This is a genomic window from Paenibacillus sp. FSL M7-0802, from assembly GCF_038004945.1.
GTDB lineage: Bacteria > Bacillota > Bacilli > Paenibacillales > Paenibacillaceae > Paenibacillus > Paenibacillus polymyxa_B.
Map to the genome: position 1 here is coordinate 5,311,082 of NZ_JBBOSD010000001.1, position 22,369 is coordinate 5,333,450.

A 22,369-nucleotide genomic window follows, 5' to 3' on the forward strand; every position below is an offset into this window, starting at 1 on the left:
TCTTGTCACACTATCGGTAGTGTACTTGAAGAAAGGAGACTCCCAATATGTATAAGCGACTTAGTGCCGTATTGTTCCCGGTGGTTACCCTGATGATGATAGGAGCATTTGTGTGGGGTTATCAGCAAAGCCAGATGAGAAAAGAGGTGTCTCTTCAGGCAGATAACATGTCGATTAAAGCGGAAAATCAATACCAGCGTGCGTTTCACGATTTGTCGTTTCATATGGATCAGCTGCATTCTCAACTCGGTAACGCGGTTGCTGTCCATAACACTTCACACTCGATGCACCGCAAATGTTTGATGAACGTGTGGAGAATTGCAAGTGAGGCCCAAAATGAGGTTAATCAGTTGCCTCTCAATGTAATGCCTTTTAATCATGCCAAGGATTTGCTGTCACATCTATCTGCATTTTCGTATCAGACCGCTGTTCGTGATCTGGATCACGAGCCTTTAAATGAGAAAGAAATTTCGAACCTGAAAACGTTATATAACAATTCCAAAGAAATTTCGAAAAACATGCAGGAAGTGCAGCAAAAGGTCCTTAGCAAAAATTTGCGATGGATGGATGTAGATATGGCGGCAGGTTCTCAAACTGGGCCGAAGGACAATACCATTATTGATGGCTTTAAAACCGTGGACAAAAAGGTGGAAAACTACAAGGAGCTGGATTGGGGACCGTCTGTAGCCAGCATCTATGATAAACGCTCTGTGAAAAAATTGAGTCTCCCGGCAGTGAATGCAGAACAAATTAAACGAAATGCCGCTGAATTTACAGGAAAACCGGAAAGTCAGATTCGTGTGAACGAAAACGGTAAAGGAACGGAATGGGCATCTTATACAGCTACCCTGCTAAATAAGAAGCAACCCGTGGCCAGTATGGATTTCACGAAAAAAGGCGGCAAGCTTATTTCTTATCATGACATGAGGGCAGTAGGTCCTAAAAAAGCAACACGTAATGAAGCGATTCGCTATGCTAGTGAATACCTTGAACAAAAAGGTTACAAAGGAATGAAGCCAGTTGCATATGATGAAAGCGGGAATTTAGCTAACATTACATTTGCGAGCCAACAAGGGGACGTGATTATCTATCCAGAAAAAATCACAGTCAGATCAGGCCTTGATAACGGACAAGTGATCGGTTTTCAATCCAGTGATTATGTGTATGAGCATAGTCATCTCCGCCGCATTCCGCAAGCGAAATTGAATTTGAATGCAGCACGAGCAAAATTGAATCCTGAGTTTCGTGAAACTTACCACCGTAAAGCCTTAATTGAAAATGAACTTTCGAATGAAGTTCTGTGTTATGAATTTGGTGGTAAAATCAATGGTTCCGTTTACCGGATATACATTAACGCCAATACAGGGATGGAAGAAACGATTGAAGAGGTTAAAGATTCAGATGAACCTCAGGTTACTGCAAGTAATGCGTAGTTGATTACATGAAAATGAATCAATAGTCACTCTAAACCTCCTTCATGAAGGAGGTTTTTTGTGCTTTAGTCATAGCTCGAACAAATATAATGCTTAATATAGGCATAAAGTCGTGGTATTATATACCTTAATTAGAGCTTTTAATGGACAAGGATGGTGGATCATTTGTTTCCCAAAATTAATGATGTGTTATACATACAAGTGGCTGGTACTGACCATAAGGACGAGATTTTTGAATTTAAGTCTCGTATTGCGGAAGAGGAGTCACAGAACTTTCTAATTGAAATTCCTATGTCACAAACAAGTGGACACTTGAAAAAATTGTTTCTAGGGGAAGAGCTGTCTATATTTTTTATGAGCGAGGGAGGTATTAAAAATTATTTCAATACCCACGTTACGGGTTTTAAAGAGGATATCCTCCGGATGGTTCGCATCCACAAACCTGCTCCAGACAGCATCAGCAAAATTCAGCGCCGAAACTTTCTTCGGGTTAAGGCCAACTTGGAAATTGCGGTAAAGCATGGTGAGAACGAGTCCAGATTTGTAGCAGAGACGCATGATGTGGGAGGCGGAGGCGTTTCTTTTCAGACCCAGGGAGCTCATCATCTTGAAGAAGGAGAATCATTATCTTGCTGGATTTTGGTCCCTTATAAAAACGGAACTCAAGAGCATGTTCCGTTCCAATCTGAAATTGTACGTATTCAGCAGATGGAAAACGGCCGCAGACTCATTATGCTGAAATATGAGAAAATTGCTGATCAGGAGCGCCAAAAACTGATTAAATATTGTTTTGAACGGCAGCTGGAATTCCGGGAAAAATCTTAATCATCCGAAATTTTTCTTTTTTAGTAACCTGTCGCTTATTTTGCATCGCCTATAAATGTGTGGTATAATTTTCACGTCGCAGGCAATGCCTGCTTTTTTCTTGAGGTTAGGTTAGGAGGAATTCCCTGTTGGCAAGGCAACATGTATCTTCAAGTAACAAAATAAATGTAGCCATTGATGGACCTGCTGGTGCAGGGAAAAGTACAGTGGCCCGCCTGGTGGCGAAAGCACTTTCTTATGTATATGTAGATACCGGCGCCATGTACCGAGCAGCAACGTGGTACATGATGTGTAAGGAAATTCCTGCAGAAAATGTACAAAAAGTGCTTCAGCATGTACCTGAGCTGGTGATTGAATTAGTACCGGACCCCACAGGCCAAAAGGTTTATTGTAACGGGGAAGATGTAACCACTGTGATCCGTTCGATGGAAGTGACTAGCAACGTGTCACAGTATTCAAGTATTGCTGGTTTACGTACACGTTTGACTGAAAACCAGCGTGAAATGGCTGCACGCAAGGGTGTCGTTATGGATGGTCGCGATATTGGAACAACTGTACTTCCCGATGCGGAAGTCAAGGTGTTCATGACCGCAAGTGTTCAGGAACGTGCCTCTCGCCGTTTTAAAGAACTGAGCGAAACTGATGATATCACTCTGGAGCAGCTAGAACGTGACATTGCGGCACGTGACAAGCTTGACGAGGAGAGGGAGGTATCCCCGCTTCGTTGCAGTGAGGACGCCATCGTGCTCGATACGACCCATATGGGCATTCAGGATGTCGTTGATACGATCGTATCTTATTGCTTAACGGAGAAGGATGGAGAGATCAGCCAATGATATATACTGTATGCGCCAGTATTTTGCGTCTCATTTACCGCGTTCTGTTTAGACTTGAGGCGGTAGGCAGGGAAAATGTTCCTGCCGAGGGCGGAGTACTGTTGTGTTCTAATCATATTAGTAATCTTGACCCTCCTACAGTCGGTATTTTGTTGAAGCGAAAGGTTCACTTTATGGCAAAAGCCGAGCTGTTTAATGTTCCTGTACTAGGTCCGCTAATTGGGAAACTGGGAGCTTTTCCAGTCAAACGCGGTGGTGTAAGTAAGGAATCCATTAAGCTGGCATTGAACATTTTGCGTGACGGTAAGGTTATGGGGATCTTTCCCGAAGGCTCCAGAGGAGCTGGGGGAATCGGTAAAAAGGGTGCTGCAAGCTTTGCGCTACGCAGTGGAGCGGCTGCCGTTCCGGTCGCCATCATTGGTGATTACAAGCTTTTCCGTAAAACGAAAGTGTTATACGGTAAACCTGTCAATTTGGACGCTTACCAAAAGGGTGCCGATATCGAAGGAGATCCGCTTGAACTGGCAACAGAAGCAATTATGTCTCGTATTCGCACGATGAAGGAAACGGGTAAGCCTACGAATAACTGAAAGGCTTGCATGAATTGTGTCTAAGCTCGGAAAACTAGAACAAAAGTTTATTTATGTTTTGAACTCTGCCATGCGCAGGTTTAAATAAATGGTTTTTTTTGAATTGAGGAGGGTATTGACATGTCGGAAGAAATTAAAAATCAAGAAGCTGCTGAAGCGGCAAATCAAGACGAGCTCGATCAAATCGTCTCCCTGAAAAAAGGTGACACCGTTAAGGGTACAATCGTGAAATTGGAAGATAACCAAGCGGTAGTAAGCATTGGATATAAATACGATGGAGTTATTCCAATTCGCGAGTTGTCTTCTGGTCTGGATAACGCAGAAGAAGCAGTACAAGTAGGCCAAGAGGTTGAAGCTAGAATTATCAGCATCGACGATGGCAAAGAAAAACTTGTTCTGTCCAAACGTGCAATCGACAGTGAAAATGCTTGGGAAAAGTTGGAGCAACTGTTCGAAAGCAAAGAAGTATTTGAAGTCGTTGTAAATGATGTCGTTAAAGGTGGCATCGTGGTAGACGTAGGTCTGCGCGGATTCATCCCTGCATCCATGGTAGAACGTCACTTCGTTGAAGATTTCAGTGATTACAAAGGCCGCACATTGCGTGTTGTTGTAAAAGAACTGGATCGTGAAAATAACAAAGTGATCCTTTCTCAAAAAGACGTTCTGGAAGCAGAATTCGAAGCCAACAAGCTTAAAGTAATGGCTGAGCTGAAAGAAGGTCAAGAAATCGTAGGTACGGTTCAACGTCTTACACAGTTCGGTGCTTTCGTAGATGTTGGCGGCGTGGACGGTCTGGTTCACGTATCTGAAATTGCTTGGACTCATGTCGATAAGCCTTCTGATGCAGTTTCTGAAGGAGATCAAGTGAAAGTGAAAGTCTTGAAAGTAGATCCTGAAAAAGGAAAAATCAGCTTGAGCATGAAAGCTGCACAGCCTGGTCCTTGGGAATCGGCTGCTGGACAATTCAACAACAATGACATCGTAACAGGTGTTGTAAAACGTCTGGTTAACTTCGGCGCATTCGTTGAAATCGCTCCTGGCGTGGAAGGTTTGGTTCATATTTCCCAAATTTCCCACAAACACATTGGAACTCCACAAGAAGTTCTGGAAGAAGGACAAGAAGTGAAAGTTAAAATTCTTGAAATGAATCCTTCCGAAAAACGTGTTAGCCTGAGCATTAAAGAAACTGAGGAAGCTCCTGAAGCTGCTCCTAAAGCAGAAAGAGCACCACGTGCATCTCGTGCACCTCGTGAGGAACTGAATAATCCTAACGTTTCCCTCAATAATTCCGGTCTGAGCATTACGCTCGGCGAGCGTTTTGGCGATAAGCTGAACAAATTTAAATGAGTTTAAATCAATACATTTTATAATAAGCATAACGTACACCATCGGCGGACCCAGAGGGTTCGCCGATTGTTGTTACGTGACCATATCGCCAATAGGTATGTTTTTTGCTATGATGATAGCGGAAGAATTGACAGGAGGAGTGAATTTATGGCAAGACCCGTTGTGGCTATCGTTGGTCGTCCGAATGTGGGTAAGTCCACTATTTTTAATCGGATTATCGGGGATCGTTTGTCCATCGTGGAAGATAAACCCGGAATCACTCGTGACCGTATATACGGTATATCGGAGTGGAATGGTAAATCCTTCAGTATTATTGACACCGGCGGCATTGAGATTGATGGTGAGGATGTCATTTTAAAATCCATCCGTATGCAGGCCGAACTCGCAATAGAAGAAGCAGATGTAATTGTATTCATGAGTGATGCGAAAGCAGGAATTACACAGTCAGATGAAGAGGTAGCTCAAATGCTATATCGTTCGGGTAAACCGATCATCGTAGCTGTCAACAAGGTGGACAACCTCAGTCGCGCCGATCTGATTTATGAGTTTTATTCTTATGGATTTGGTGATCCAATCGCTGTTTCTGGTAGTCATGGAACAGGGATAGGCGACTTGTTAGATGCCATTACGTCCAATTTGCCTGAGCTGGAAGAAGATCACTATGATGAAGACGTTATTCGTGTTGCCTTGATCGGCCGCCCAAATGTAGGTAAATCTTCACTGGTTAACGCCATTTTGGGAGAAGAACGGGTTATCGTTAGTGACATTGCAGGCACGACGCGTGATGCAATTGATACACCTTTTGAAAAAGACGGTCAAAAGTATGTGCTGATTGATACGGCAGGTATGCGTAAACGTGGTAAAGTTTATGAAACGACCGAAAAATATAGTGTAATGCGTGCCATGCGTGCCATTGAGCGTGCAGATGTTGTACTGGTCGTTATTAACGGCGAGGAAGGCATTATTGAGCAGGATAAGCACATTGCTGGCTATGCTTATGAAGCGGGTAAAGCATCGCTGTTTGTCGTTAACAAATGGGATGTCGTGGACAAGGACGATAAAACGATGCACCAGTTTGAAACGAAAATTCGCGATCACTTTCTGTTTATGACATATGCTCCGATTGTGTTCTTGTCTGCAAAAACGAAGCAACGCCTGCAAAAGCTGCTTCCTGTTGTACAGCATGTGGCGCAGCAGCATGTGTTGCGTATTCAGACACATTTGCTGAATGATGTAATTTCCGATGCGGTTGCCATCAATCCTCCACCAACAGACAAGGGACGTCGTCTGCGCATTAACTATGTGACCCAGGTTGCTGTTAAGCCGCCTACGATGGTTGTATTCGTAAACGATCCAGAAATAATGCACTTCTCATATGAGCGTTATCTGGAGAACAAAATTCGCGCCGCCTTCAATTTTGAAGGAACTCCAATTCGTATCTTTACACGGCGCAAGTCTGACGAAAGTTAGGAGCGAATAGGTTGATTTTACAAATCGTTGCCATCGTACTCAGTTACTTGCTTGGCTCTGTCAGCTTTAGTTTGCTGTATGGAAAATTAAAAGGAATCGACATTCGCCAGCATGGAAGCGGCAATGCCGGTGCGACGAATACGCTGCGTGTGCTTGGAAAAGGCCCAGCTATTCTGGTGCTGCTGCTGGACGTACTTAAAGGGGTTATTGCAGTGCTAATAGGGCACTGGTTAGGTGGACAATCATCCTGGGTACCGGGTTTGTGCGGCATTGCGGCGATTGCGGGCCATAACTGGCCGGTATATTTTCACTTCCGTGGAGGAAAAGGTATTGCGACTGCTATTGGTGTATTGGCATCGCTTGCCTTACTGCCCGCACTATATGCCGGAATCATTGCGATACTTGCAATCGTAATGACGCGTTACGTATCCTTGGGATCGCTCATTTTTGTCATTTTGACCCCCTGGATATTACTCGTGCTTGGTTATGCATGGCCGTTATTCTGGACGGCTCTAATCATTTGTCTGTTCGCTGTGTGGAGACACCGTACCAACATAGTCAAGCTGGTACGGGGGAATGAGAATAAGCTTGGCTCCAAAGGAGGAGATCGTCTTGTCTGAGAAAATAGCTGTGCTGGTCGCAGGGAGTTGGGGAACAGCCCTGGCTTCCGTTCTTGCGGCCAATAACAACGATGTCTCTGTCTGGACGAGAAACGAGCAGCAAGCAGCTGAAATCAATGAGAAGCATACGAATGAGCATTATTTACCAGGCTCCATTTTGTCTGATCGCATTTCAGCTACAACTGACATGCAGACTGCGGTATCTGGTGCTAGAGCAGTGATTATCGTATCTCCTTCGGCTGCTGCTCGTCAGGTAGCACGTAGTCTGAAAGCTCATTTTAGCAAGGATATGCTGGTAGTGCATGCCATTAAAGGTTTTGAAACTGAAACGCTTAAACGTATGTCCACGGTGATCTCGGAAGAACTGGAAGTCGCGGAGGGCGATATTGCCGTGCTGTCTGGTCCGAGTCATGCGGAAGAAGTGGTGAAGAAGTGTCCTACAACGGTCGTTGTAGCTTCCTCCAATGAGAAGGCTGCACAGGCCGCACAGGGGCTGTTCATGAACTCCTATTTCCGCGTCTATACAAACCGTGATTTGCTCGGCGTGGAACTGTCCGGGGCGCTAAAAAACATTATCGCATTGGGTGCGGGAATGTCAGACGGACTTGGTTTCGGTGATAATGCCAAAGCGGCTTTATTGACTCGTGGATTGGCTGAAATTACCCGTGCCGGAGTTGAGATGGGTGCTAATCCATTAACCTTTGCCGGCCTGGCTGGTATTGGCGATCTAGTGGTCACTGCAACGAGTCGTCACAGTCGCAACTGGCGTGCAGGGTCCCTATTGGGACAGGGCCAGCAGCTTGATGCTGTGCTAGAATCGATGGGCATGGTCGTAGAAGGTATTCGAACGACAAAAGCTGCATACGCCATCTCTCAAAAATTAGGTGTTCAGATGCCTATTACAGAGGTGCTGTATGGAGTACTGTTTGAAGGACGTGACGTCCGTAAGGCCGTTGAGGCGCTGATGGGTCGCGATCCTAAGACCGAGATGGAAGTCATGCCACTTCAAACTTGGGAGCAATGGCATTCTTAAGGGTCGGATGAGCTTTAATAATATAAAGGCTGTCTCATGGTAGATTTTTTCTATAATGAGATAGCCTTTTTTAGTTAGGCGTTTGGCATGTCTTATGTACGCTTAATCACCTTTTGTCTCCGCCACTCATAGACTGAGTTGAGCAATGGCGGAGGAGGGGAGATTGTGAATAAAAACTTTCCGAAAGATGCATTGAAGGCCATTAACAAAAAAGGTGGCAAAAACATATCCGAAAATGCAGTGAAAAAGCTGGCAGGCACGGTAAAGGCGGACACGCTTCAAAGCGAAGCGCAACTGCGTCAGCTTATCAAGCAGGTGTCTGCGATGGCCAACATTCCGGTGTCGGAAGATACAGTAAGGGATATCGTTGGTGCCGTCAAAAAGAGCGGAATGAATCCTTCCAATATGGAAGCGTTGATGAAAATGATGATGAAAAAATAGACCGCTGGCCGCACGCCGGTTAGTATTATTCACCGTGAACCGGGAAGGTTCGCGGTTTTTTTTATATTTTGGAGCAGCTAACCTCTTTTTCAGTACACAAAATATCGAACTGCCCTGTCGAACATGTTATAATGATGCCCATCAGGAAACGGAAGGAAAGACAGCAAAGGAGGAAACGATGTTGAAGGAGGCAATATCATCAGTGTTAGTAGACAGGCTTCCTCACAATCTGGCAGTTGCGCTGAGTAGCTTGGCTGAGAGCTGGTCAACAGTGTCGGTTCCGTGGATGCTGGGGGGGAGCTGTTCACTACTTGTGCAAGAAGTTGAACTGGATCGCCTGCCTCGGGACATTGATATTTATGCGGATATTCATGCTGCAAAGCAGCTCCATGCGCACCCCCTGGGTATGAGTATAGATCGACAGCAGGTTGACCGTAGCGGCTCTTACGTTTCATTGCTGAGCCACTATGACTTGGAGGGATTTCCAGTCGAGTTGGTGGGGGGATTTGAGGTATTATGTGGCGGAGCGTTATACCGCTTAGAGATCGAGCGACTACTTTGGTCGGCTGGGGTTCAGCTTGAGCTGGGGAGTGCTCCACTGCGTCTGATGCCGCTCAGTCATGAACTTTTATTCAATATATTGCGAAATCGACCCGACCGATATAAAGCGATTGCAGATGTTATGAAGCGCGACCCGCGACGTCATATCATTGTACTGAAGCAGCTACTAGTCAGTAATATTTGGAATGAGGAGCAATTGGACAAGCTTGCAGAACTTCTGCCTTGGCCAGAGTTGCACTCCGTCATCCTGATGGGCAATGAAGTATAAGCTGTGTGTGTTAGGAGAAAGACGACTGGAGGACCGTTCATGAATGTGCAGATTATGTTCAAGCCGTCAGGCAGGCGCGTACAGGTCGGTCAGGGTACGTCATTGCTTCAGGCTGCCCGTAAAGCGGGTGTATATATTCCCACTCGTTGTGACGGAAAAGCAGCCTGTCTGATGTGTAAGGTACAGATATCACCGGAATGGGCTGAATTCGCAGGCCAACCCAGCGATGCAGAGCAGCGTAAGCTGGGACCTTTACTGGATGAGGGAATACGCTTATCCTGCCAGGCGCGTGTCCAAGGCGATATGCAGGTAACCGTACCGGAGGATAGGCTTAAGGCGGCTATCAGGCGGCAACTGGAGCGTCAGGCGATGGATGATGAACTGTGGTAATGCCGATTATATCAGGAGAATAAAAAAGGATGGTTTCCGACGACTCTAAACGGTCAGGAGAAACATCCTTTTTTTATTTAATCTAGCGACGAAGTCATGGGAGAGTCTTGCCCCGCATATATTAGGTGAGTGGACCCAAACGTAAAATATCGTTTCTGCAATGATCGCTGTGTCGTAATCTATTTTTTAAAAAACTAAACATATTTTACGGAGGGGATACATATGATGGTATCAGTCCAAATGCATGTACGAGTTTACGCCGTTTCGCCGATTCCATCAGTCTCCTGAATCTCGGCGGCGGACGACTTCCGGGCATTTTAAAGGCTGTTCTGCCGCATCTGGGATCAAGCAGTTGGTTGAACACGAAGCGGATGCTCTTTAAGCATTTTTCCTTCGGAGACTTTTGAGGAGGGGATTTCATTGGAGAAAGTGGACATTTTTAAAGACATTGCCGAACGCACCGGAGGAGACATTTATCTTGGGGTCGTCGGCGCAGTCCGAACAGGAAAATCAACGTTTATCAAGCGGTTTATGGAGACGATTGTTCTGCCGAACATTACAAGTGAGGCGGACCGTGCCCGCGCCGTAGACGAGTTGCCGCAAAGTGCGGCAGGCAAGACGATCATGACGACGGAGCCTAAATTCGTACCGAATAATGCCGTCCAGATCAAAGTAACGGAAGGACTGGACGTGAATGTACGTCTGGTTGACTGTGTAGGATATGCAGTAGAAGGAGCAAAAGGGTACGAGGATGAAAATGGTCCGAGGATGATTTCCACACCATGGTTCGAAGAACCCATTCCTTTTCAGGAAGCGGCGGAAATTGGTACACGCAAGGTTATTCAGGAGCATTCGACGCTCGGTGTGGTAGTCACTACAGACGGCACGATTGCGGAAATCCCTCGCAGCTCTTATGTAGAGTCGGAGGAACGCGTCATTGAGGAGTTGAAGGAAGTTGGCAAGCCATTTGTTTTGGTTATCAACTCCACGCATCCGCGCAGTGATGAAACACTCCAGCTTCGCAGTGAGCTGGCTGCCAAGTACGATATACCAGTTATGACACTCAGCGCGGCGACTATGACGGAAGATGATGTTACAGGCGTACTTCGTGAAGTATTGTATGAATTTCCGGTGCATGAGGTGAATGTAAACCTGCCGAGCTGGGTCATGGTACTGAACGAAGAGCACTGGCTGCGTAGCAATTATGAAAATTCCGTTCGCGATACGGTTAAAGATATTCGACGTCTGCGTGATGTAGATCGAGTGGTTGGCCAGTTTATGGAATATGAATTCATCGACAGGGCCGGATTGAGCGGGATGAATATGGGGCAGGGCGTAGCTGAAATTGATCTGTATGCTCCCGATGAGCTATATGACCAGATTTTGGTCGAAGTCGTCGGGGTAGAGATTCGCGGCAAGGATCATTTGCTGCAAATGATGCAGGATTTTGCCCATGCCAAACGGGAGTACGACCGCTTCGCCGAGGCGCTGGAAATGGTCAAGACAACGGGATATGGCATTGCAGCGCCGTCATTGTCCGAAATGGCACTAGACGATCCGCAGTTGATTCGTCAGGGCACAAGGTTTGGTGTGCGGCTCAAGGCAACAGCACCTTCCATACACATGATCCGTGTGGATGTGGAATCGGAATTTGCTCCGATTATCGGAACAGAGAAGCAAAGTGAGGAGCTTATGCGCTATCTGATGCAGGATTTTGAGAATGACCCAATCAAAATTTGGGAGTCAGACATTTTCGGACGTTCGCTGCATTCCATTGTACGGGAAGGCATTCAGGGTAAAATCGCTATGATGCCGGACAATGCACGCTATAAGCTGCAGGAAACGCTGGGGCGTATCATTAATGAAGGCTCCGGCGGTCTCATTGCTATTATTCTTTAAGGCTAAGCCACACCCAAAAAAATGTATAAGAGAAATACCGTGGAGAGCAATTGGCTCTCTATGGTTCGCAAAAACAAAATATTAGACTGACCTCTAAAACCAGACAGGGGTAGCCATGGACGAGAAAACCAGCTAATAGTTGTCAAGCTACAGTGTGGAAAATATTTTAAAAACTGATATACTTTTTTTTGAGCACAACAAATAATCCTTCATTGGCGTGAAGGGTTGTGGATAATTGTGGGAATTAAATGTGGTAGGGTTGGTCTTTATTAAGGATGGCGTAAACGTGATGGAGTAGCTTGTTGGCGCAAGCAATCACAACCACCTTGTAGGGCTTGCCCTCTTTTCTTTTCATATCATAATAATCCTTTAATCTGCTATTTCTTCCACCACGTAGTCCGCATTGAACGGCTAAATATAGAGCTCTTCGAAGTCTTTTGGATCCTCGCTTCGTTATCCGATTTCTAGAGGCCGTATACTTACCCGAACTGTAGACACTTGGATCAAGACCTGCGTAGGCAACAAGCTGTTTAGCACTCCTAAATTGACGGGCATCTCCGATCTCCGCTATGATCGCCGAAGCAAGTTTGTCGCCTATTCCCGGAATGGTCTTTAAAAGTTCCACTTCTGGTAATGTCGCGGAAATTTCCTCCAGGGTTTCTTCCAGCCTACTTAATTGCTTCTGGAACTCAAGTAGGAGGGATACCATCCCTACAAGGGCCATGCTTTGCGTTATGCTCCTTTTATTATTGGCCCATTCAAGTAATGCTTGTCTCAACTGATTTGCCTTCTCTCCTACCCAATCTTTCGAATGAGACTTCCCGGTTTGTTCCTGAATGATAGATTCTACCTTTTCAAACTCGTCGTTCAGACAACTCTGCAGCACTCTAAGTGCAGTAGCTGAGAAGAGATTACTGAACACCTTCTCAAACGCGGGAAATACCTGATCCAGTAAAGCTCTCGAGTTTAGCTTTGCCTGAACATACATCGAGGTTATAAACTCATGTTGTCTCGTCACATGCTGTAGCTCGGTGTACAACTCGTCCCATGTACGATGTGGCGTTACATCACCCCGATAGTACATGTCGGCCAAGTGCCATGCATCTGCAGCGTCGGTTTTTACTTTTCGCAGTTGCGTGTTTCTCGCACGTTTAGATTGAAGTGGATTGATTATAAAATACTTGTACTCCTCACGTATTAAATAGGAAACTAATCCTCGATGGTAATGGCCGGTTGCTTCCAAAATAATAACGGGCTCCCTGCCCGAGAGTACCTTCAATTCATCAAGCAATTCTCCCAATCGTTCAAAACCGCTCTCCTCGTGCGTAATACTCTCCAATATTCCGTAAGGTTCATTCCTTCCTAGAAAAGCCTGAACGACGCTGGCTCCTTTAGCCACATCTAATCCTACAACCGGCTCCATAACACACTCCCTAATTTTAAAGTTGCCGTCACTCCCGCGATGGTTCCAAACCCATAGCTTCGCTTGTGATACGAGATCCCTGTCTCAACCAGCTCAAACATGGTCATTGGGGGCAGTGAGAGAACTGTTTTCACGACGGGGTTGACCCCAATAAAGTCCACGTTCTCTCGGCTACCGCCATCATATGACGCCTAAGAAAAAAGGCCAACCAGAAATCTCTGGTTGACCTAATAATACGAAATAAAGTCCTAGACTACCTCTGTTTTTATTGAGCTTTTCGTTTCTCCTAGCGGGATTTAGGTTCAAATGTAACAATCCGATTAATGAGTTTCACAACGTGATTACCCTGGTAGTCATTTTCATATTTGGTCTCTTTCAACGTAGCACCGAGGCTTATTTAATTTGCAATGAACGATTCTTATAATCGATATAGCAATTGACTGGCTATTTATTAAAAGCGTTGTTCTGGCATTCGGCAGGACACCCCAAATATTCAAATACTCTGCGTCCAGGTTCGTCAATCGGTAAGTACACTTCAATTCCAGGATACATGTGGCTGCTTACAGAAAGATGAATTTGCTTGTAGCGAATGGGGGCTAAATCGGCCATGGCTCCCATTCTGGCCAAAATGATTTTAGAGTGCTCAACTTCATTTGATGAGTCCTTTGGCTGCATACTCCAATATTTATTAAGATCGTCGTATTTTCGAAATCTGTCAATTAACTTTTTATACCAATGGTCGTATCGGGAAAACATGTTATACCTTTTGAAAGCTTGTATCCCGTAAATAGCATGAGACTCCCACTCTTCGAACGACTCAGCATCGAAGGTAGAACGGGGACGAATGGAAAAATCGGAGTTAAAATGAAAATCAACTTTATTCAGTTTTCCATTCATAAAAGAATCGGAGGGGATATCAAATAAATGGCGAAACGGCTCATTTAACCCCTTGATATCTAAGGTATGAGTAACGATCATTGCCGGAAATGGCAAATTACTCATGATCTGCTGCGCTTGCTCCAGAGCCAGCTCCAGAGACCGTCCCTCCAATTCGTAATGGATCGGAAGATAATCAGCGGCGAGAAGAAGATCATTGCGCTCATCTGAAGTGCACTCCAGATACTCAGCAATATGGATCATCGTTTGCCGATCCGGTATTCGACGAGACCGTCCAACCAATAGATTTTTATACGTAGGACATGCCTCATCATTAAGCTCCTGCTGAGTAAATCGTTTCAATAACGGGTGAGATAGCTCAGTATATTCCCGTTGACGTTTCATGCGAACAGCTTCAATCTCTCCCAATACGATTTTTAATGTTTTATATTGGAAGTCCTCGTCCTTGTGCATGGTCATCCTTTTTCAATCCTTTTCATAATGAGGTGTAGTTCTACACTTGGTGCAGATGATTCCCTACAGTATACTACATTGTGAAAAAGGTGAGCTATTTACAAGAGGTTCTCAATGATAATCATGGAGGAGATCGTATGGTTCGTGCAATTGTAACAGATCCGTTTGCTTCAGGATTTTTCGCGATAAAGGAAGTAGCCGCCCCACAGGCCCAGCCTTGGGAAGCGATCGTTCAAGTACAGGCCTTCTCTCTTAATCGGGGTGAAGTTGTAGATGCAAGGAATAATGGAAGACAGATCAGACCAGGCTGGGATTTTGCTGGGATCGTCATCGAGCAGGCCAAAGATGGCACGGGTCCGAAACAAGGAAGCCGTGTGGTAGGCCTTCTCCAAATGGGAGCATGGGCCGAACAAGTTGCTGCCCCTACTTCATTACTGGCTGAATTTCCCGATGATATTACCTTCGCCCAGGCTGCTACTTTACCGGTAGCCGGTCTGTCAGCGCTCTATACGCTTAGAAAAGGAGGAATGCTGCTCGGTAAGCGGATATTGGTAACTGGCTCGACTGGCGGAGTGGGGATTTTTGCACACCAGCTAGCAGCGCAATCAGGAGCTTTTACAGTAGGTGTAGCCAGAACCAAGGAAAAAGCTCTACTTGTTCAAGAGGCTGGTGCTAATGAGGTTATCGTTGGAGATACGGCGATTTCATCGGTTGATACATTTGGACCTTATCATCTAATTTTGGATTCAGTAGGTGGTGATACGCTAGCTGCATTACTACCTCAGCTTGTGCCAGAAGGGATTTGTGTATCCATGGGACATTCGTCCTCACCTTACGCAACGATTAATATCAGGGGCTTAGGTGGTAGGACCTTGTACAGCTTCTTTCTAGGAGAGGAGATAAATCGCTATTCGCCAGCGGAAGATCTGAAATTACTAGGTGAGCTTGTTTCAAAAGGCCAGTTAGTACCAAGGATCGAAGTGGAGGCATCGTGGAAGGAAATTGGAACTATTGCCCAACAACTGATAGATCGGAAGTTTTCTGGTAAAGCAGTGCTCCAAATAAGTTAGATGGGAGCGTCCTCATATTGAAAATGACAAGGAGATTGTATCTCCAGGCTAGTCTCCGCTCATGATGTTCACATTTTAAGCATAAGCAAAAATCGACCCTGTGGCGTACCCTGTCAAGTAGAGAACTAAAAAGACACCTCTATGCAGCAACCGTTCCCCGTTATTCAATCGGGGCGGTTGTTTAATTTTTTTTGTGGAATTGTCGTATTTTGTCATATGTAGTCGGGATTTTTTTAATATTTCATAAAACCTATTTACATACTTGGTTTAAAGCGATATATTAAGTATCAAATTTGAATTATTTTGTGGATTGAACGAGGGGGAAATGAAATTATGAATATCCAAAAAGAGCTCCAAAGAAACAAAAAGCTAGGGCTGGGGGCTATCATGCTACTGGTGCTGGTTTTGCTGGTCACTGCATGTGGCGTGCCGAAAACAGAGAGCGGCACTCAAGGGACAAGCACTGAGGGATCGAATACAACAAACGGAAAACCGGACAATTTAAATCTAAAGGGTAAACGGGTTGCGTTGATCATGGAGTTTAACACGGGCACATTTTCGCAACAGTATGTTCAAGGTGTGGAAGAGGAAGTTAAGAAATTCGGCGGTACGCTGACTAAGTTTGTGGCAGATAACGATAAGGCTAAAATGGCTTCTCTGCTTGATAGTGCGATTAACCAGCAGTTTGATGTCATTTTGACTGATCATGGTGATGCATTGCTGGAGACAGGGCTGAAAAAAGCAATTTCCCGCAATATTCCGGTTATCGTGTTCGATGCTGCCGTCAATGTTCCGGGTGCGGTAGTGCTCTCACAGGATGACCAAAGCATGGCTGAGCTGACGCTGGAGCAAATGAAAAAGGATATCGGTGGCAAAGGCAACATTGTGAAAGTATGGGTTGCCGGATTTGCACCGATGGAACGTCGTCAGGTTGCTTATGGTGCATTTTTGAAATCCAATCCAGATATTAAAGAAATTGCGACTTTTGGTTCGGCTCAGAATCCTGCGTTGGATACGCAAGCCAAAATGGAAGCTGTATTAAAGCAATATCCTAAGGGCGAAATTACAGCCGTCTGGGCGGCGTGGGATGAGTTTGCCAAAGGTGCAGCCCGTGCCATCCAACAAGCGGGACGTACGGAAATTAAAGTCTACGGCATTGACATGAGCGACGAGGACTTGCAAATGATCCAGGACCCGAAAAATCCTTGGGTGGCCTCGGCAGCCGTAGATCCAACAGATATCGGGCGCGTACAAGTGCGCTATGCATATCAGAAGCTGCATGGGGATAATCCGGAGGAGAAAGTCGTACTGAAGGCTGTATATGTGCAACGCGAAGCGCTGCCAGATAAGCAAATTTCCACATCCGAGCTGTCCCAATATGTGAAGGGATGGGGCCAAAGCGAGCAGGGCTATAAGGATTGGATGAAGGAATATGAAACGTCCAAATAAAATGTTTGCATAACGCAAAGGCGCGCTTCGGCGCGCTTTTATCATAAGCAGGCGTGAGGGGGCACCATGAGTTCACAAGTATATACATTGGAAATGAAAAAAATCAGCAAACAGTTTGCTGGTGTAGATGCGCTGCGAGCTGTGGATTTTACGGTGCAGGGTGGCGAAATTCACGCTCTGCTGGGCGCCAACGGGGCAGGGAAAAGCACATTGATGAAGATTTTGTCCGGTGCGTATCGTTCCGATCAGGGAGCTATCGTAGTTGGTGGGAAGGAACTGAACATTAGTTCACCGTGGGAGGCCAAAAGGGCGGGAATTCACTGTGTGTATCAGGAGGTCGATTCAGCGCTTGTACCTCAGTTAAGTGTCGCTGAAAATATTGTAATGGACGATTTATCTGCACCTGATGGTCGATGGTGGGCTGCACCGGGTTCTATGCGCAGACGAGCGCGTGAGGCATTAGCACGTCTGGAGGTAGATATTGACGTAAGACGATATGTGTCTGAATTGACGTTGGCAGAAAAACAGCTTGTGCTTATTGCACGCATTCTGACACAGCAAGCAAATACCATCATTTTTGATGAGCCTACGGCGCCGCTCAGCGAGGAAGAAACGCGACGTTTGTTCCGCACAATCCATACACTCAAGGATGAGGGAGTTGCATGTATCCTCATCACACACCGATTGCCGGAGGTTATCGAACACAGTGACCATGTTACGGTGATGCGTGATGGTGAGCGCGTGTTCACGGGGCCTGCCTCTGATTTAAGTGTAGGCGATATCGTTACGCATATGCTTGGGAAAACATTTGAAGAGGAGTTCCCAAAAGCAGAGGTACCGATTGGTGAAGTGGTATTGGAAGCGAAAGGGCTTTACAAAGGCTTACGAGTGCACGGCGTTGATTTACAGGTCCGATGTGGTGAAATTCTCTCTATTGTGGGTTTGGTTGGTGCAGGCAAGACAGAGCTGTCACGACTTCTTACAGGAGCAGACAAGCCGGATAAGGGAGAGCTGACCTTTAAAGGTCGCTCCATTCGATTGAGAGAGCCAGCGGACGCGGTAGCTCAAGGAATTGTGTCGATACCTGAGGAGCGGCGTAAGCAGGGGGTGCTAATTGAGGAGAGTGTGGAAAGAAACCTCAGCCTTCCGCTTTTGGGCAAACTGAGTGTCCTTGGTTTCATCAGTCGGCATAAAGAACGAAATAACGGTAATGGGATTGTCGCCTCTCTCGGTATTAAGACGCCATCGCTCCGCCAGAATGTTAAATATTTAAGTGGTGGGAATCAGCAAAAAGTTGCGATTGGAAAATGGTTACATTCTGGAGCGGATGTATTTGTTTTTGACGAGCCAACCAAAGGTGTAGATATAGGGGCAAAAAGTGATATTTTCCGTATCATTGGCGAGTTGGCGGAGCAAGGAAAAGCGATCATTTATCTAACCTGTGAATTTGCTGAAGGGATTGGTATTGGTGATCGGATTGCAGTGATGTATGATGGCAAAATTATAAAGGAATTTGCGCGGGGCGAAGTGGAACAGGAACAGCTTCTGTTGTATGCCAGCGGCGGTGAAGAGGTGCATTCATGAAGGAAAAATGGTTAAACGTCTCATTTCGTTACGGTGCCGTAGTTGTCATTATAGGTGTGTTAGCGTTTTTTTCATCTACATTACCTTATTTCTGGACGTATGATAATTTAATGGACATTCTTGGCTCAATTGCCATTGTGACTTTCGTTGCCATTGGTGTGACGTTGTCACTTATTGTGGACGGTTTTGACCTATCGGTGGGAGCTACAGTATCTTTGACAACGGTCGTTTCAGCTTCTTTGATGGTCTGGTATGAGCAGCCTGTTGCGGTGGTCATTATTGTGTCTCTGGTTGTCGGTGCTTTGGTAGGACTGTTGAATTCATTACTGATTATTAAACTGCGTATTCCTGATTTGCTCGCAACCCTTGCAATCATGTATATTGTAAGCGGGATTCACAAAACGTACGCCCAGGGCTATACCATATACAATCATATGCAGTTTCCCGATGGCAGCAAGGCGCCGGGGGAGATATCTCCTGCATTTCTTTTGCTGGGGCAAGGTAAATGGTTGGGTATCCCGATTTCAGTTATTTTACTGTTGCTGGCTGTGGCAGCGGTGCATGTTTTCTTGACCTATACAAAGCATGGGCGTCAAATGTATGTAACGGGTGGAAATGAGGAAGCTGCTCGTCTGTCGGGCATACGGGTAAAAAAAGTCCGTACTCTGGCCTATGTTGCTTCAGGCGTATTTGCGGCGATTGCCGGTATTTTGTATGCCTCGCGAGTAGGCTCAGGCCAAATTGACGCGGGTTCCCCCTTACTCATGGAGGCGGTAGCTGCAGTATTCGTCGGTTTTTCGGTCTTTGGTGCTGGTAAACCCAATGTCATTGGTACATTTATTGGTGCAGTGTTGATCGGTGTGTTGGTTAATGGACTAACGATGATGAATGTGCAATATTTTGCCCATGATATTGTCAAAGGAGTAGTGCTGGTACTTGCGCTGGCCGTTACTTTTTACGTGTTAAACCGTCGTCGTACTTGAAATTGTCTGTGGACTGTATTACTATAAACCTTGTTCCACGCAAGAAGGGTGCCATAAAACGCCAGTTTCGGCCTATATTGCGGAGGTTAGGTATATTCTATGTATATTTAACGACGAAACGGAAACAGATGATAACATTATGGAAGGCAGTACGCCGCCCGGGTTATTTTATACAGGCGACCTCATATCGGTCATTAACACCGATAACCTTAATGCTGGACTACACTTGAATTGGGAGGTGAATATTATGAATAAAACGGATTTGATCAATCAGGTTTCTGAAAGCACTGAATTGTCCAAAAAGGACGTAACCAAAGCAATCGATGCAGTATTTGAGGCGATCTCTGGAGCGCTGCAAAGCGGAGATAAGGTGCAACTGGTAGGTTTCGGGAACTTTGAGGTTCGTGAACGTTCCGCACGTAAAGGACGTAACCCGCAAACAGGAGAAGAAATCGAAATCCCTGCGAGTAAAATTCCGGCATTTAAACCGGGTAAAGCGCTCAAAGACGGAATTAAATAAGATTTCTTACATATTCCCAATGCGCTGAAAAGACCGTGAATTTGATTCACGGCCTTTTCTTTTTGTCCTGTTTACTTCGTGGTAGAGGTGCTATGGACTGGAGAAGAGGAAGCTGTTCTGCCGTTTCGCGAGGCATAAGCGATCAGCACTAGGGGTTCACCTGTTAGCTCAGCAAATTCATGCTCCAGCTGTTGAAGTCGTTCGATTTGGGCAGGACTGAGATTGGCGGGAAGATAGTTTTTCATCAGATCCGTTCCTTTCTTTAATGGATGGGACTGCACGGATAGTATGGCTCGGGACACGCTAATTGTTGCAGGTAGCGAAGGAAGCATGTAGTTGACAAAACAAGCTTGAATCTCCATCATAAAAAGTATAGCTTCGGCTCTCAGGGAGGAAAAGGACATGGAAGATAATGTGACGGGTAGTAGTGAGTACGTCGTAATTAAAGCGAAAAGCAACGGATGTCAGGTTTTTGGTCTGACCAGAGGTCAGGATACACGCTTGCATCATTCAGAAAAATTGGACAAGGGCGAAGTACTGATCGTCCAATTTACGGATCATACTTCTGCTATTAAAATTCGCGGCAAAGCCGTTGTGATGACCAAGCACGGGGTAGTAGATACGGAGGATTAAAATGCAGGCATAGCCTGCTTTTTTTTGTTGTAGAATGAGAGTGAGGACCTTTACCGTAGCAAACCCACATTATGAGGTAGAGGTCAGGGGAGGCTCTGATGAAACCTTGGATTGTATTCGGTGGCTCCATTCTCATAACCATCGCAGCAGCTGTGTTGCTGCCGTCCTTACAGGTGCTGGACTCAGGAACCGCAGCAGTTCGCGAGACACAGGCGACGATTTCGCCTCAGCAACGGGTGCTGCTGTCGGATGACAATCTGGTGGATACGCTGAATGAGCTGCCGTTGACCACACCGATTGCAAGCGCAAGCTGGGAACATTCAGTCCTGACCCTGGATGTCAAGCTGTCTAAGGAAGAAACTGCCCCACTAGAGATTTATCAAAACATGGCGGAGCTTGCCGCTTTTAGCTTTTACGGAACGACGAATGTACGGCAATTGCTGCTTCGGGTGGTGACACAGGATGAATGGTCAGGAGAACGTCATTTGCTGCTTGCATCCGATATACGCCGGAACGAGTGGACGAACGAGGCATTGGAACAGCTGAGAAGCCGGGAAGGCGCGGAATTGCCAGAGGATTTGAGGTCCCGTTTCCGCATTACGGTAACGCCCATGTGGCAAAACAGGTTTAACGGTGTATATACAGATTAGATGTTTCTGCCGGTGGACCTACAGTACTTTAGTCGCGAATCATTTTAAATTGTGATATAATATAAGGCATTGCAATTATTTGAGTATAGCAGAAAGTCATGTCTCGGAGGCTTAGGATGAAACCGTATCGCGTACCCCAATTAGCAAGGAAATATGTGGAATACGACATGATTCAACAACATACGGAAATGCCGGCTTTTCCTGACAGCCGTACCCGTTTGATGTTTGTGTTTTTGAACCGGAATGCGCAGGAGCTGCATGCCAGTGAGGACGAACTGTACGCATTGGTAACCTCGCTTGTGCAGATGGGGCTGGATACGCATGATATGATTGATACTTTATCCGGTATACGGAGCCCGGAGGAGATGCGTTCCAGACAGCTGAAAGTGTTAGCTGGGGACTATTTTAGCAGTCGTTTTTATCAGCTGCTTGCACTGGCAGGCCGCATCACGGCCATTTCGAAGCTGAGTGATGCTGTATGTGAAGTGAACGCAGGGAAAATGAATCTGTACTGGGGAATGAAGCAATTCCGATTGGATGCAACTCAGTATTTAACTCAGATGGTTCGTTTCAAAAAGGAGCTTTTTTTATCATTCACTTCACTTGTAGCAGAACAGGATCAGGAAATTTGGAAGCAGCTTCTCAACAAATTTGCCCTCTGTGACACCTTGGTGGAGGAATGGGGCAAGCGGACAGAACCGGACAAGTCCCGTTTCGGATATATGTTCTGGCATATTTATGGTAACGGGGACCGGAACGAGCAGGCATTGCTTTCAGAGAGTGGTACTGACACTGAAGCATGGCGTAAGCTTGTTCTGAAATACAAAGCCGAGGATGCGATACTGGACAAGCTTCGCACGGCTGTTACACACATCCGGCAGATCCTGTCAGATGATCAAAATACGGGGATCGAGGAATTTGAACGCATGCTTGAGCCTTTCCTGAAGCTGCTAAATAGTCCGCACCCAGTTGTGAGGGAAGGTTAGGTGAACGT

General features: G+C 45.9%; 23 protein-coding genes. 20 read left to right on the forward strand and 3 right to left on the reverse strand.

Features of this window, described 5'->3' with window-relative positions:
• The first annotated feature begins 47 nt into the window (after positions 1 to 47).
• The 12 genes from ypeB to spoIVA all read left to right on the forward strand — a co-directional run bounded on the left by ypeB (position 48) and on the right by spoIVA (position 11,713).
• Complete coding sequence (gene ypeB, locus MHB54_RS24240) at positions 48 to 1,433, forward strand: germination protein YpeB (RefSeq protein ID WP_023989189.1); 1,386 nt, start codon at positions 48 to 50, stop codon at positions 1,431 to 1,433.
• A 165-nt stretch (positions 1,434 to 1,598) separates the two neighbouring features.
• Positions 1,599 to 2,258, forward strand: a complete 660-nt coding sequence (locus MHB54_RS24245) for a flagellar brake protein (protein WP_023989188.1) — start codon at positions 1,599 to 1,601, stop codon at positions 2,256 to 2,258.
• 128 nt (positions 2,259 to 2,386) lie between these two features.
• The gene (cmk, locus tag MHB54_RS24250) at positions 2,387 to 3,094 is read left to right on the forward strand and encodes a (d)CMP kinase (RefSeq protein ID WP_023989187.1); all 708 of its coding nucleotides are present in this window, start codon (positions 2,387 to 2,389) and stop codon (positions 3,092 to 3,094) included.
• Positions 3,091 to 3,684 (forward strand): lysophospholipid acyltransferase family protein, encoded by a 594-nt coding sequence (locus MHB54_RS24255; RefSeq protein WP_013310746.1) that lies wholly within the window; start codon positions 3,091 to 3,093, stop codon positions 3,682 to 3,684. The genes cmk and MHB54_RS24255 overlap by 4 nt, the downstream gene beginning before the upstream one ends.
• A gap of 120 nt (positions 3,685 to 3,804) precedes the next feature.
• A complete protein-coding gene (gene rpsA / locus MHB54_RS24260) occupies positions 3,805 to 5,031 on the forward strand; it encodes a 30S ribosomal protein S1 (protein ID WP_013371699.1) in 1,227 nt (408 codons plus the stop codon).
• Between the two features lie 147 nt (positions 5,032 to 5,178).
• Positions 5,179 to 6,501: a ribosome biogenesis GTPase Der gene (der, locus tag MHB54_RS24265; RefSeq protein ID WP_013310744.1), complete on the forward strand. Its 1,323-nt coding sequence runs from the start codon at positions 5,179 to 5,181 to the stop codon at positions 6,499 to 6,501.
• A gap of 11 nt (positions 6,502 to 6,512) precedes the next feature.
• Positions 6,513 to 7,121 carry a glycerol-3-phosphate 1-O-acyltransferase PlsY gene (gene plsY, locus MHB54_RS24270; protein WP_025723065.1) on the forward strand — a complete coding sequence of 203 codons (609 nt, stop codon included), beginning with the start codon at positions 6,513 to 6,515 and terminating at the stop codon, positions 7,119 to 7,121.
• Positions 7,114 to 8,154, forward strand: a complete 1,041-nt coding sequence (locus tag MHB54_RS24275) for an NAD(P)H-dependent glycerol-3-phosphate dehydrogenase (protein ID WP_028540629.1) — start codon at positions 7,114 to 7,116, stop codon at positions 8,152 to 8,154. The genes plsY and MHB54_RS24275 overlap by 8 nt, the downstream gene beginning before the upstream one ends.
• A 165-nt stretch (positions 8,155 to 8,319) precedes the next feature.
• Positions 8,320 to 8,595, forward strand: a complete 276-nt coding sequence (locus tag MHB54_RS24280; protein WP_013310741.1) for a stage VI sporulation protein F — start codon at positions 8,320 to 8,322, stop codon at positions 8,593 to 8,595.
• A gap of 178 nt (positions 8,596 to 8,773) precedes the next feature.
• Positions 8,774 to 9,424 (forward strand): hypothetical protein, encoded by a 651-nt coding sequence (locus MHB54_RS24285; RefSeq protein WP_264453634.1) that lies wholly within the window; start codon positions 8,774 to 8,776, stop codon positions 9,422 to 9,424.
• A 39-nt stretch (positions 9,425 to 9,463) separates the two neighbouring features.
• Positions 9,464 to 9,814 carry a 2Fe-2S iron-sulfur cluster-binding protein gene (locus MHB54_RS24290; protein ID WP_028540631.1) on the forward strand — a complete coding sequence of 117 codons (351 nt, stop codon included), beginning with the start codon at positions 9,464 to 9,466 and terminating at the stop codon, positions 9,812 to 9,814.
• Positions 9,815 to 10,234: 420 nt separating this feature from the next.
• Positions 10,235 to 11,713: a stage IV sporulation protein A gene (spoIVA, locus tag MHB54_RS24295; RefSeq protein WP_023989182.1), complete on the forward strand. Its 1,479-nt coding sequence runs from the start codon at positions 10,235 to 10,237 to the stop codon at positions 11,711 to 11,713.
• 244 nt (positions 11,714 to 11,957) lie between these two features.
• Here the strand turns inward: spoIVA and MHB54_RS24300 are convergent, their stop codons facing one another.
• Complete coding sequence (locus MHB54_RS24300; protein WP_023989181.1) at positions 11,958 to 13,136, reverse strand: IS110 family transposase; 1,179 nt, start codon at positions 13,134 to 13,136, stop codon at positions 11,958 to 11,960.
• 444 nt (positions 13,137 to 13,580) lie between these two features.
• On the reverse strand, positions 13,581 to 14,492 hold the full coding sequence (locus tag MHB54_RS24305; RefSeq protein WP_023989180.1) for an MmyB family transcriptional regulator: 912 nt from the start codon (positions 14,490 to 14,492) through the stop codon (positions 13,581 to 13,583).
• 131 nt (positions 14,493 to 14,623) lie between these two features.
• Here MHB54_RS24305 and MHB54_RS24310 point away from each other — a divergent pair, with 131 nt between their 5' ends.
• The 5 genes from MHB54_RS24310 (at position 14,624) to MHB54_RS24330 (ending at position 20,092) form a co-directional block, all read left to right on the forward strand.
• The gene (locus MHB54_RS24310; protein WP_023989179.1) at positions 14,624 to 15,556 is read left to right on the forward strand and encodes a zinc-binding dehydrogenase; all 933 of its coding nucleotides are present in this window, start codon (positions 14,624 to 14,626) and stop codon (positions 15,554 to 15,556) included.
• 333 nt (positions 15,557 to 15,889) lie between these two features.
• Positions 15,890 to 17,005: a sugar ABC transporter substrate-binding protein gene (locus MHB54_RS24315; RefSeq protein ID WP_023989178.1), complete on the forward strand. Its 1,116-nt coding sequence runs from the start codon at positions 15,890 to 15,892 to the stop codon at positions 17,003 to 17,005.
• Between the two features lie 66 nt (positions 17,006 to 17,071).
• Positions 17,072 to 18,589: a sugar ABC transporter ATP-binding protein gene (locus MHB54_RS24320; protein WP_023989177.1), complete on the forward strand. Its 1,518-nt coding sequence runs from the start codon at positions 17,072 to 17,074 to the stop codon at positions 18,587 to 18,589.
• Positions 18,586 to 19,572, forward strand: coding sequence for an ABC transporter permease (locus tag MHB54_RS24325; protein WP_013310733.1), 987 nt, complete (start codon positions 18,586 to 18,588; stop codon positions 19,570 to 19,572). Before MHB54_RS24320 ends, MHB54_RS24325 begins: the two co-directional genes overlap by 4 nt.
• 247 nt (positions 19,573 to 19,819) lie before the next feature.
• A complete protein-coding gene (locus tag MHB54_RS24330; RefSeq protein ID WP_013310732.1) occupies positions 19,820 to 20,092 on the forward strand; it encodes an HU family DNA-binding protein in 273 nt (90 codons plus the stop codon).
• Positions 20,093 to 20,163: 71 nt separating this feature from the next.
• On the opposite strand, the gene MHB54_RS24335 is transcribed toward MHB54_RS24330, so the two are convergent.
• Positions 20,164 to 20,457, reverse strand: coding sequence for a hypothetical protein (locus MHB54_RS24335; RefSeq protein ID WP_034095056.1), 294 nt, complete (start codon positions 20,455 to 20,457; stop codon positions 20,164 to 20,166).
• 37 nt (positions 20,458 to 20,494) lie between these two features.
• On the opposite strand from MHB54_RS24335, the gene mtrB reads away from it, so the two are divergent.
• The 3 genes from mtrB to MHB54_RS24350 all read left to right on the forward strand — a co-directional run bounded on the left by mtrB (position 20,495) and on the right by MHB54_RS24350 (position 22,361).
• Entirely contained in the window at positions 20,495 to 20,725 is a 231-nt protein-coding gene (gene mtrB / locus MHB54_RS24340; RefSeq protein WP_013310730.1) for a trp RNA-binding attenuation protein MtrB, read from the forward strand.
• A 98-nt stretch (positions 20,726 to 20,823) separates the two neighbouring features.
• A complete protein-coding gene (locus MHB54_RS24345; protein WP_254347449.1) occupies positions 20,824 to 21,375 on the forward strand; it encodes a hypothetical protein in 552 nt (183 codons plus the stop codon).
• 116 nt (positions 21,376 to 21,491) lie between these two features.
• Complete coding sequence (locus tag MHB54_RS24350; RefSeq protein WP_076295286.1) at positions 21,492 to 22,361, forward strand: heptaprenyl diphosphate synthase component 1; 870 nt, start codon at positions 21,492 to 21,494, stop codon at positions 22,359 to 22,361.
• Positions 22,362 to 22,369: the final 8 nt, after the last annotated feature.